The organism is Lactococcus lactis (assembly GCF_029023865.1).
Taxonomy (GTDB): domain Bacteria; phylum Bacillota; class Bacilli; order Lactobacillales; family Streptococcaceae; genus Lactococcus; species Lactococcus lactis.
This window is the reverse complement of record NZ_CP118969.1, coordinates 1,336,545-1,348,357: the sequence shown is the minus strand read 5'-3', so window position 1 is coordinate 1,348,357 and position 11,813 is coordinate 1,336,545. Positions and strand designations below refer to the sequence as shown.

Here is an 11,813-nt window from a genome sequence, read left to right as displayed (position 1 = left end):
AAATTGAAAATGGAGGAATCAATGGAAAACGAAAAAAAACTTTCAGGGCTATTTGAAGTGTCTGCTTTCAAGCATTATTTACGCTTTGCGGCAGAAAATCTAAGGTATTCACAGGAAAATCTTCAGCAGCTCTTGAAGCAATTTCCGACTGCGACAAAGGTTTTAACCTTTGAGGAGTGGCAGAAAATAGGAGTGCTGCCAAAGAAAAAAAGTCGTGCGCTTGAAGTGATCGTGCCACGGAAAATCGTCAAGCGTGATCTGCAGCATCAGTTATTAACCACGGAAGACGGGGAGAGAATGATCGACACTCAATTTATTCTGTCTCCCTGTCTTTTTGATGTGAGTCAAACAAACGCCTCACAAAAAGAATGGACGCCACTGTTTAATCACCCTGAATGTTTAGGGACACCTTTGCGCTATGCCAAATTATTTGTCGGCCTTCGGGCTTTTTCGGCGGGCAAGGTAGCCATTGACTTCCTAAAATCAGAAACCCTTCCCGATAAAAAACAGGTATGGGTTCCGCAAGGCTTGGGAGAAGAAACCACGATTAAAAGAATTTTACAGGGCTTGGTGGCTTTAGAAGTTGACACAATGAACGAAGAAATCAGGGACTTTGAGGTGCGCGCCATAAGTTACGCCCTTTTTGGTCATCTCAAGCTCTCGTGCGAAGAGGAGGCCTTTCCAGAGTTAGCGGAGTGGACAAAATCGGGCAAGACGCCCGCCTTTTTTGAACCCATTCTGTCTCACTTGACGGTCCTCCTTCAGCAAATCATTCGACGACTAGACCCGATTTTAGAAGCGACGTTTGATCCAACCGTGGGGAAAAATCCCTTTGAGCGTCGCTTATTGGCGGTTCAAAAAGCCAGACGACGGGGACAAGCACCGCCCGTTTCAGAGCGTTCTTTTACGCTCCCTTCTTCTGCCTCACCAGAAAATGCGGCGGTACAAGCGATGAATCGGAGAATGAAAGCAGGCAATGCGACACGCAAAGCCCGCTCACAAGTGATGCGAAAAGAGAGGAAAGTAGAAAATGACGAATGAGAATTTACAACTTGCGGTCTTAGGAATTTTGCTCAAGGATCCCAGCAGCGAGTCGCCACGGCTTGATATTCATGCGAAAACCTTCAATCAACGAAAGCTCATTCGTAAACTCCATGCCAAGATAACGTCCTATGAGCGTTTAGAAATTGAGGCGAATGTGACGGAGTTACGTAAGGCCAAATCGGCATTTCAGCAGTTATCAGAGGCAGAAGTCAATACATTGATTGAAGATATTTTGGTGGCTTATGGGAAAAAATAAAGCGGCATCTTCCTCAGAAAAAAGTGCTCTGGGGGATTGGGGGACACCCCCAAAACTTATGGAAAGCGTCGAACGAGTTTCGGCGCTTTTTATAAATTTTGTGTTTGGATATCCAAACACTATGCTTGCAAGAAGGAGAGAGAAGCTCGGGAGAAAGCTTGTTTCTCCCAAATGGGGTGCAGGGGAAAAGCTGGGTTTCCCCTGCCTGATTTTAGAACAGAAGCGGAAAGGTTAGGGTAAAAAATGAAAGGAAAGAAGGCTCAGGAAAATCGAAATCGCCGTCATCAACGGCTTATTCGATTTAATGATGAAGAAAATGACTATATCAATGCCAAGGTTGAAGCGAGTCCTTTTCATAATTTTCAAAACTTTGCTCGGATTTTGCTTATCACAGGAGAAGTCCATTTCACGGATTACTCGGAACTCAAAAGGCTCAACTTTGAGGTCAATCGGATTGGCAATAACATCAATCAGTTAGCCAAACTGGCGCATGAGTTTCAAGAAATCTCGCCTGCGGATATTCAACAGTTGCAAACCCAAATGGCAGATTTGACCACTCTTGTGAGTGAGCAACTAAAGCAAGTCAAAAAAGAAGAGAGGCGACTATAGGCTATGGTTTATACCAAACATTTTGCGATTCACACGATTGATCGTTTGCGCAATTCCAAAGATTATATTGAGAACGCCGCAAAGACCTTGGTCGAAAAATCCGAAGTAACAGTGCATTTGGATAATATCTTTCCTTACATGATGAATGATGAAAAGACTTTTGCCAAACAGTTGGTATCAGGCTACATGATCCATAATGTCTATGAAGCCTCAGAAGAGTTCATTGCCACCAAACAACTTGCGGCCAAAGAAAATGGCGAGCATTTTGTCTTTAATCCTAAAACCAAGCGACTGGAGTTTTCTCTCAAAAGTTTAGAGCGGGCAAGAAATGGCAAGCAGGCGGTGCTGGCTTATCACTTGATTCAATCCTTTTCACCTGAAGACGGCTTAAGCCCTGAAGAAGTTCATGAGTTGGGACGAAAGACGGTTATGGAATTAACAGGTGGGGAGTATGAGTTTGTCATTGCGACGCACGTTGATAAAGCGCATCTGCATAATCACATTGTCTTTAATTCCACAAACGCGATGACAGGCAAGCAGTTTGAGTGGCAGCTGCCTCGTTTGAGAAACGGTAAGGTCAAGGATATGACTTACGAGGCTTTTCAAAAAATCTCGGATCGGATTGCGTCCAAAGCTGGTGCAAAAATTATAGAAGTCTCGCCTAAAAATTCTCACGCCAAGTACACCAAATGGCAGACAGAAAATATTTTTAAGTTGCGGATTAAATCGCGTTTGGACTTTTTATTGGAGCATTCGCTAGACCTGGACGATTTCAAAACAAAAGCCAAAGCGCTCAACTTAGCCGTGGACTTTTCTGGTAAGTGGGCGACTTATCGTTTACTAGATGATGTGCAAGTAAGAAATACGCGTGGGCGGAACTTGGTCAAGTCTGACCCAGAACGCTATAATTTGGATCGGATTGAAGCCCATCTGAAAAAGAATACAGGAATTTTTTCTGTGGCCGATGTCGTCAATCAATACGAAGAAAAAATCGAAACCAGAAAAAATGATTTCGATTATCAAGTGACGATTGAGCCTTGGCAGATTGATCATGTGACGGCCAAAGGAATTTATATTAATGTGGATTTCGGGCTTGCTCAACATGGTGTGATTTTCATTGGTGCTTATAAGACAGACTTGCTAGAGGACGGTAATTATAATCTCTACCTCAAAACCAATGACTATTTTTATTTCATGGACACGGCAGGCGCAGCCAATAATCGCTTTATGAAGGGGCCAACCCTCATGTGGCAGCTCAGCCTTTATAATGGCACTGTTCCTATCGCCAAAGAAAAAGTGATTTCGACCATTAACGAATTGACCGAGGCCATTAACTTTTTAGCGAGCCACGGGGTGACCGAGGGGGGAGAGCAGTTGGTGCGATTAGAGCAGCAACTGCTTGAAGCAGTGCAAGAGGCAAAAGATAGATTAAAGGAATTAGACAATAAAATCAGAGAGTTAAATGATTCGGCTAAAGAATTGATTGTCAGCAACATTTCAGATTATCAAGACGAAACACTTGAACAGATAAAAAATCAGATTGGTTCGGTCCAGGCTAGCCGCAGACTGTTGAAAGAGATTAATGATGATGCAATAAGGGAAATTGGCGAATATCAAGTAATCCTAGTAAACAGCAATAAAGTAGATGAAAGCTGGAAAGGAAAGAGGAATCTGAAATAAGCTGAATAAAAATTATTCCTTTTCCAAATTTTTAAGCTCATCAGATACTTGAGTTGCGGTTTTTGAGCAACCGCAGAACTCCAGAACCTTCAAGCACTGTTCCATTATTTCCAGTGCATCTGAATCCCCCCGTTTGTATGAATAATTTGCACGATTATAAATAAGCGTAAGTTTATCAAACATGAAATACTCGTGAATTTCACTATTTTCTAGGTATAAAATAAGTCGCCTCGCTGGTTCAAACATTTTTTGCTCTACAAATATATTGATTATATTCAAGACACATTGTACGACTGCATGTTTCACATGATAGAGCTCAATATTTATTTGCGAAGGATCAATCATCCGATTTGTTAATTCAGCCAGTTTTATGAGATCAATGAATTGAGCGCATGTACCTAGAAGACGAATGTCGTACATTCCCCATTCCTTCAAATTAAATAGATAACTTATTAAAAAGCTTTGTTCATTCTTGGTAATGACACATGTTTTATCGACAAAAGAAAGTACTGATTTTATCCTAATGCTATCCAATTTTAGTGTTTTATTATGAGGATCGCTTTCTAGCAATTTTTCAAGATTTTTAGAAAAAAGCTTGAGTTTGCTAATATCTCTTTCCATTACTGCATCAGAAAGCTTAACGCTAAATAAAAGAATATCCTTATTTCTAAGGTATTGGTTATACGCATTTTGAAACTCGAACATATCAACATTGATATTTCGTAGTAGAGCAATGAAGTGATTAGTTACTAGTATAGTTTTTCCATTTTCAAAATTTGAGAGTTGTGGAGAGGAGATTTCATCACCAGCTGCCTCTTCTTGAGAAAATCCCTTTGACTCACGAAGAAACTTGAAAGTAGCACCAATGGCCTTTTCTGCTTCAGAGTAATTTGGATAAATTTTATTCATTTTACCTTCTTCCTTTACATTGCTTAAACACAAAAAGAGCAAATAATACTGCCTCGAACACTATTATACCACTATTGAGAGCAATTTTCATAAGGAAACTTGAGTTTATATTGCTTAAAAATTTGTTTATTTTGTTCGGTAGAATAATGATTGTTCTGCTGTAAAATTAGCATGAGTAGAAGGTGGTGATACGGATATAATTGTTTGAATATTCCAAACAAACGTAAATGTAATTACTACTCTTAGGGGAATTAATTGTCAAGGAGGAAAAGAGTTAATGAAGAAATATAAATTTATTTATTTCTTAACTGTGATAACAGTCGCAATTTTGTCTTATCCAATTATTATTTGGTAAATTTTTTTGAATCAGTTAGCCTTATTTATTTGGAAAAACTACCTGCCCCCTTTTATCTAGACAAAAGGCAAGACAGAGAGCAAAGCTCCCTGTCTGTTATAACTGATTGTTTGACGACTATTAAGATTAAGGAAACCAGAAAATAAAGGAAATCAAATATGAAAATACTGCTAGGAACACCAATAACTGGAATATTGAATGATAAGTCAAAAAAGCGTTGTTTGGAAAGGGAAAAATTTATCTGTGAATTTATCAATGTTTTAAGAAGTCAGGGACATGAAGTGTTTTGTGCAATTGAGATTGAAAAATTTGGTGAAAAGATTGCACCAGGGGAAATCTGTACTCAACGAGACTTCGAAGCTATGAAAAAATGTGATGTTTATGTTGCCTTTCCAAATGATAGCTATGGGTGTGCAGTAGAATTAGGATGGGCTTCTGCATTTGGCAAACCAATATTTTTAGCCATAAATAATGCTTTTGGAGTAAAAACTCCGTTATACGAGGGCTTGGGAATGATTGATACAGCACAAATTAAAAATTACTCATCTCAACTGGATTTCCCGCAGCTAGATGATAAAGAATTAATGGAATCTCTAAATGAATTTTTGAATAATATTTAACGAAAAATAAGAGGGAGAAACGGCATGAAAATATTAGCTGTAACTACCAATTTCGGACTAGGTCCGTCATCAAAAATGGTAACAATACTAAATGAAATTGCTAAACGAAGAGATGCTCTAATTGACTTTATGGGTGATGGAAATTGCCTAGATTATGTGAAAACAAATGCAAAAGCAGTTAAGACATTTATTGAAAGAGATACTGAAAATATTGATAAGACTACGTGGAATTGTATTTCGAATGAATATGATTTGGTAATCAATGTTATGAACTGTCATATTCAAGAGATTATTGATGAAAAAACAATCGAAGTTTTTATTGATAGTCTTAGTTGGATGTGGGATTGTCCCATATCAGGAATAGAAAAGGCAAATTACTATTTTGTTCAAAATATATTTATAGATGATTTAAAGATAAAAAATCTAAAAAATGTAGAAGTTATTAATCCTATTTTGGAGATTGAAAAGTCTAACATGGAAAAGGAAAAGACAAATGATATCTTAGTTAATGTATCTGGGGTTTTTACACCGTATGAGGGAGACGATTTTGGAAAAGAATATCTCAAGTTTTATCTTCAGGTTTTTGAGAGAATTAACCTTAAAAATTTCGATAGAGTTTTCTTCGCTTGTAACGAGGAACAAATTAGTGAATTTAGAGAATTCGAAAATGGTAAATTTGTATTAAAACACTTCTCTCACGCCGACTTCTTAGCTAAAGCAAGAACATCAAAGAAGGTATTTACTACGCCAGGATTAACTTTCTATCTCGAAGCAAAATCAGTAAATATTGCTCCTTTCTACCTACTTCCCTCAAATTATTCTCAGGCATTATTACTTGAGAAGTATGTCAATCTCGGTGAAAAGGGAATTTCTCTCGCAATGCTAGAAAATGAGTATGTTATATCGAAAGAGATAGAAGAATGCTTGGCAGTTCAAATTGTTAGAAATATTTTAAGAAAGGCTTGGGTATATCATCATTTTCAAATCGTCCAAGGGATTATCGAATATTTGGAAGCGTCTGTTGCAGACGTGCAAAGGAAGGATGGAAGTATCATAGGAAATGGAGCCAATCAATTGGTAACTGTATTAGAAAGGGAGGGACTATTATGAAGTATTTGTTCATCAGGTTACATGAAGCATGCAATGCAGGATGTTGGTTCTGTAATTTTGCAAAATCTAACGATCGTTTTCGGCTTTCTCCAGAAAAGTATCAAGAAATATTAGAAGAATGTTTACGACAAAAGGTTAATTATATTAGGTTCACAGGTGGAGAACCATTACTAGACTTAAATCTTCCTACATACATCAGACAAGCTACTGATTTAGGAATTAAGTGCTCAATTATCACTAATGGTTCATTATTAAGTAGAAATGTAGCTAAATTGAAAGCAGCAGGTCTCAGCCAGATTATAGTTAGTATTGATGATATAGGGGAAAATCATAACAATAATCGACAAATAAAGGATTTATATAATAAGGCTATAGATGGTTTAAAACGGTGTAAAGAGTTAGGAATACTAACTAGAGTAAATACGGTTTGTGGTCCTCATAATTATAAGAGGATGCCACAACTGAAAGAGGAATTTTCCAAAATAGGAGTTGACTACTGGGAATTGTCTGCTTTAAAATTAGAGGAAAAAATAGAATATGATGCCACTTATGACGAAATTCATGAAGTAATTGAAAAAGTATATTTTTCAGACGATGGTATAATTCCTTTTGGAAAGATGTGGTGTGGAGATACCCTTCAAGAGCAGAACATGTACTTTAAGGAATCTATACCACCAAGAGTTCGGACGGAGTGTAGTATGACATCTAGGGTAAGATATTATGATGCAAAAAACAATAACATTTATGTTTGCTCATTGCTTCCTCATAGAGGACTTCCAAAAGAAGACTATTATCATTTTTCTGAAAATGAAAAATTTGCATATACGAATGATGCAATTGATAGGATTGCACAAAAATATAGAATTCATGGTAAAGAAATTTGTAACGGTTGCTCTTCTACTGCTGCATTTTATGGAGAAAGGGATTATTCATACAGTGAAAAAAGTGATTGGGAGTATTAATTCTATATCTCTTATGAATAGTTGATTTTTAGCGGTTAAACATGTGTATAACACCATAATTAATAGAAATTAGAGGAAAAAATGATGGAACTTTTTAAAACATTTTCGGAAAAAAGCAACTTCTTTGAAGCATTAAAAAGTCACGACTTTAGCGAGAATAATCAATTACCCGTATTAGTTGAAAATCGTGAAAATTTAAAAAAGGTAATTGAAGACTCAAATGGTTTTTATACAAATTTTTCCACGCCCAAAAAAGTAATTTATGGTGTAGACTTGAGCGGTTTAAGTAACTTTGAGGGATATAAGTCTGCTTTAGCCGAAAAATGGTTGACAATTGAAGAAATGAAGAATTATGAATTTCACAATACTTCTATTGTATTTTTTGGAATTTATGAAGATTTTCGCTACAATGATTTAAAATCTTTATTTCTCAACGCTGAAAAATTAAAAGTTAACATTTGTGCCATAATCGGGAGGGACATTTGCTCTTTATCATGGCAATGTGCAAAACAATTTGTTGAAGTAAATCACGATAATGTAGCTGTGCAAAATGGGATTTTATCTTGTAAAAAAATAAATCTTAAAAGGAAAGAAAAATGGTTGGAGCAATCTCCCAATCTTGTAATATTTGATAAGCCTGAACTGCATAAAATGGACATTCAAAAAATCCTGTTAAGCACAAATTGGGATTCACTGTTGTTATACGGCCATGGAAAGGAAGATAATTTAAATCTTGAAGAATACACAGTTTGTGGAAGAAATATTGAAGTTTCTAGAAAAGTTACTTTTTCTCCTCAATGTGGGTACTGCAATCAGGGGTGTTTTAAAGATGAGCATAAATTGATTCCTGCATGCGATATTATTGCTCAAAACTTAACGCTAGGCTCATGTAATAATGCACCTTTTTCTGATCTTGCATTATACGATGAAAAGTATAGCTTACTGCTTAACGCAATTGATGGTGTGGCTAAAACAATCAATGTGGCTGTTACAGCTCAAAATTCGGACTATATTGAACTAGATAGGGTTGTAGCCAATAGCTTTCAAAATATTCCCAACATTATTAATTCCTCACTAAAAGGTGCTCAGTCCCAACTCAGTATGCTGCAAATAGGAATTGAACCTCAAGAGTCTGTTGAATTTGAGAAAGCTTATCCATCTGAAGCATTAATTGAGTCAATTAATAGGGCTAGGCAATATCAAATTAGTGGATTTTTAGATGAAAATGGGAAGATTAGCAAGTTGATACGTAATTTTTTGATAAAGTCTGCAGATTCTATTTCAAGAAATAGTCTTTACAATAATATGGGAAATTCAGAGAAACAATGGAAGCAAAAGATAAATGTATTAAATGAATTTATTGGTGAAGAGATTCTTAAAGATCAATTCAATTCAATAATGAGTTTTGACGATTATGAGACTTCACGTTCGTATATAGATGAAAATAGCGTAGAAGTTGTGAAGTGTGAGTGTGGTAATGATGCATTGCATTTTAAATTTAAGCCTTTTTCAATGTATGATTTTTCAATTGAAATGCTATTTTGCTATAGATGTGGGGATAAGGCTATTAAAATGGAGAAGACTCCAGATATGCGCGTTTATGCACCTGATCACGTAGAGCGAGGAGTGAGGATACCAGTAAAGGTGGAGATTGATTCTAAAGAATCAGATGATATTTATTTTGGTTGGTTTGTTCCAAGTTATATTGAGGATAATGTCTTAAACGCACCCAAAAAGATGAAAAAAATTAAAGGTGGGGATCAAATTGAATTTGAAATTGAATTTGATGATAAAATTGCTGGGCAAGGCTACTATTTCACAGTTTTTACAATTCAAAATTTAGGGATTTCGCTTAGGAGACATTTTATCTCGGTTGAAGGAGAAACAAAATGAAAAATACTATAAGACGATACTTAGGATATTACTTTTTCTCAAATTTAGTTTTTCAAAAAAGTATATTCATGATTTTTTTGGGTACTCAGCGAGGAGTCAGTGTAGCAGAACTTTCCATCCTTGAGGTAGCTTTGCTGTTGGGTGAATTTTTTATAGAGATTCCAGCTGGATTCTTTGGAGATAAATTTGGTCGAAAATTTTGTGTATGTATAGGTTTATTGGCATTAGCGATTTCTTCCATTGGTTATTTAATCTTTTCATCTTTTCCAGTTTTTGTTGGTCTGTTCATTTTAGAGGGAGCGGGAATGGCCTTCATTTCAGGTGCAGATGAGTCCTTATTGTATGACAATTTAAAAAGTAGAAATCAAGAAAAGGAATTCTTACCAACATTAAGTAAAGCAATGTCTCTTTCTTATGTTTCTCTTTCCATAGCTGCAGTTATTGGAGGAGTTCTTCAAAAATATTCATGGAATCTGGTTTATGGTCTTACATCCGTAATGATAGTAGTTGCTATGATTTTCATCTTGGGAATTCAAGAGGAGACTACAGAGGAAAATGGAGAAGAAAAGAAGGTAAATTTAAAGGAAACATTGGCACTATTCGCTAGAGATGATAATGGAAAAATCGTTTTTAAAATATTTTTGATATTATCTTTTTTTGAAGGTACGGCATTATCTTTCATAATGTTTTCTCAGCAGTTTTTTCATATTATAGGAATCCAAACAACTATTATTGCAATTTTGATAATGGCAGGGCGTTTTTCATCTGGTGGGGCCATTTACATTACTCCAAAGATAAACAAGTTTATTAGCACGAAAAAGCTAATTTGGATACTAATGGGACTTTCTAGTGCAAGCTTCATTATTAATATTTTTCATATTAACGGATTGTATTTTGTAACATATTTTGCACTAACGAGTTTACCCTATATGTGCAGCATATTAAACGTAAACTACATTCACGGATTATTGCCATCGGAAGTACGAGCAAGTATGTTATCAATTGGAAATGCTATTTCCAGTATTTCTCTGGGGATATGTTACCTAATAATAGGATTTGTCTTAGGTACGTTTGGTTTATGGGTTACCGTGTTAGTCTTGGCCTTTATTAACGGAGTTTCTGTACTCACATATTTTATTATATCAAGAAAATTTGAGATGGGAGAAAAGGATGAAAAACAACAACTTGAGAACAATTGAAGAAATTTTGAGATTAGAAAATCTTAGATATAACTTAAGAGAGGAGGCTCTGCCACTTCCTGATGAAGATACAGGTGTTTGCGTTGAAGCAGCTGAATCTGTTGCAAAAGTGGTAAAAAGTGGAAAATTATGTTATTGGCGTGGGGGACCTGAAGCAAAGAAGCTTGAAAAAGAATTTGCTAATTTGATTGGAAAGAAAAATGGATTCTTTCACAGCTCGGGAAGTTCTGCATTAGTTACAGCAGTTAGGGCTTTTGAGCTACCTGAAGGTACTAATGTGACGATTACCTCGTCAGGATTTATTTCTTCCCTAAATGCTATTTATCATGCAGGATTAAGACCTAGATTTGTTCCCACAGATCCAATCACTTTACTTGGAAAATTTCCAAAAGAATTTAAAGTAAATTACGAGGCCCCATTATCGTTAGTTACACACTTTTTTGGTAATGTGGTGGATATTGATAACATTGTAAATAAGGTTTCATCTAAATATCTTATTGAGGATACTAGTCAGGCATTAGGAAGCAAAATAGGGAATGATTTTGCGGGAAAACGTGGTGATATCTCGACATTTGCTGGCTCAAATAGGAAATTATTTGGTGCAGGGCAAGGGGGAATGAATCTTTACGATGATGAAGAGCTTGGCGAAAGGATGAGAATAATCGGTCACCACGGGAAAAGTGACAGTATTCAGGCAATTACACCTGGGTTTAATTTTAGAGGTGGCGAGATGGAAGCAGTTTTAGGAAGATTTTCACTGCGAAAGTTAGAAGAGAAGTCAGATTTACGAATGGAATCGGCGAGAGTTTTTACAGATATTCTAAAAGATAGTGGTGTAACCCTTGCAAAAAAGGATGTCGCTTTAGATTCTAAAATAGTTTGGTTTGATAATGTGATTGTTCTTCCAACTAATTGGAACAAAAAAGGAAGAGATTTACTAGTTGAAGTTCTAAATAGAGAAGGAGTACCTGCTTGGATTTATCCTTCATTAATTGAAACTCCTTGGCTAAAGCCCTGGATGAATTCCAAAGGATGGTGGTCTGATGAAGAGGAAAATCTTCTAGAGTATGAGAAGTCTATTTGGGATAGAGTTTTTGTTGTTGGAACGCAAATGTCAAGTGAAGATTCAAAAAAATGTGCTCGTATTATCAAAGAAATTTTGGCAGGTAAATAACA

Annotated in this window: 12 protein-coding genes; 11 read left to right on the top strand and 1 reads right to left on the bottom strand. The window is 36.2% G+C overall.

Going from position 1 to position 11,813, the window contains the following annotated elements; translation table 11 throughout:
- The first annotated feature begins 21 nt into the window (after nt 1-21).
- The 5 genes from PYW37_RS06770 to PYW37_RS06750 are packed head-to-tail and all read left to right on the top strand — an operon-like array spanning nt 22 to nt 3,589.
- Entirely contained in the window at nt 22-1,041 is a 1,020-nt protein-coding gene (locus PYW37_RS06770; protein WP_025016783.1) for an ArdC-like ssDNA-binding domain-containing protein, read from the top strand.
- Entirely contained in the window at nt 1,031-1,300 is a 270-nt protein-coding gene (locus PYW37_RS06765) for a hypothetical protein (protein WP_025016782.1), read from the top strand. Before PYW37_RS06770 ends, PYW37_RS06765 begins: the two co-directional genes overlap by 11 nt.
- Nucleotides 1,287-1,535 carry a hypothetical protein gene (locus PYW37_RS06760; RefSeq protein ID WP_025016781.1) on the top strand — a complete coding sequence of 83 codons (249 nt, stop codon included), beginning with the start codon at nt 1,287-1,289 and terminating at the stop codon, nt 1,533-1,535. Before PYW37_RS06765 ends, PYW37_RS06760 begins: the two co-directional genes overlap by 14 nt.
- An 8-nt stretch (nt 1,536-1,543) precedes the next feature.
- Nucleotides 1,544-1,909 carry a plasmid mobilization relaxosome protein MobC gene (gene mobC, locus PYW37_RS06755; protein ID WP_025016780.1) on the top strand — a complete coding sequence of 122 codons (366 nt, stop codon included), beginning with the start codon at nt 1,544-1,546 and terminating at the stop codon, nt 1,907-1,909.
- Nucleotides 1,910-1,912: 3 nt separating this feature from the next.
- A complete protein-coding gene (locus PYW37_RS06750) occupies nt 1,913-3,589 on the top strand; it encodes a relaxase/mobilization nuclease domain-containing protein (RefSeq protein ID WP_044009669.1) in 1,677 nt (558 codons plus the stop codon).
- Nucleotides 3,590-3,601: 12 nt separating this feature from the next.
- On the opposite strand, the gene PYW37_RS06745 is transcribed toward PYW37_RS06750, so the two are convergent.
- On the bottom strand, nt 3,602-4,498 hold the full coding sequence (locus PYW37_RS06745; protein ID WP_025016779.1) for a helix-turn-helix domain-containing protein: 897 nt from the start codon (nt 4,496-4,498) through the stop codon (nt 3,602-3,604).
- A gap of 513 nt (nt 4,499-5,011) precedes the next feature.
- Here PYW37_RS06745 and PYW37_RS06740 point away from each other — a divergent pair.
- The 6 genes from PYW37_RS06740 (at nt 5,012) to PYW37_RS06715 (ending at nt 11,811) form a co-directional block, all read left to right on the top strand.
- Nucleotides 5,012-5,473: a nucleoside 2-deoxyribosyltransferase gene (locus PYW37_RS06740; RefSeq protein WP_025016778.1), complete on the top strand. Its 462-nt coding sequence runs from the start codon at nt 5,012-5,014 to the stop codon at nt 5,471-5,473.
- Nucleotides 5,474-5,497: 24 nt separating this feature from the next.
- Entirely contained in the window at nt 5,498-6,583 is a 1,086-nt protein-coding gene (locus PYW37_RS06735) for a hypothetical protein (protein ID WP_025016777.1), read from the top strand.
- Nucleotides 6,580-7,545 (top strand): radical SAM protein, encoded by a 966-nt coding sequence (locus tag PYW37_RS06730; protein WP_025016776.1) that lies wholly within the window; start codon nt 6,580-6,582, stop codon nt 7,543-7,545. Before PYW37_RS06735 ends, PYW37_RS06730 begins: the two co-directional genes overlap by 4 nt.
- Before the next feature lie 84 nt (nt 7,546-7,629).
- On the top strand, nt 7,630-9,438 hold the full coding sequence (locus PYW37_RS06725) for a hypothetical protein (protein ID WP_025016775.1): 1,809 nt from the start codon (nt 7,630-7,632) through the stop codon (nt 9,436-9,438).
- Nucleotides 9,435-10,637, top strand: a complete 1,203-nt coding sequence (locus PYW37_RS06720) for an MFS transporter (RefSeq protein WP_044009670.1) — start codon at nt 9,435-9,437, stop codon at nt 10,635-10,637. Before PYW37_RS06725 ends, PYW37_RS06720 begins: the two co-directional genes overlap by 4 nt.
- The gene (locus PYW37_RS06715) at nt 10,609-11,811 is read left to right on the top strand and encodes a DegT/DnrJ/EryC1/StrS family aminotransferase (protein ID WP_044009671.1); all 1,203 of its coding nucleotides are present in this window, start codon (nt 10,609-10,611) and stop codon (nt 11,809-11,811) included. Before PYW37_RS06720 ends, PYW37_RS06715 begins: the two co-directional genes overlap by 29 nt.
- Nucleotides 11,812-11,813 lie beyond the last annotated feature (2 nt).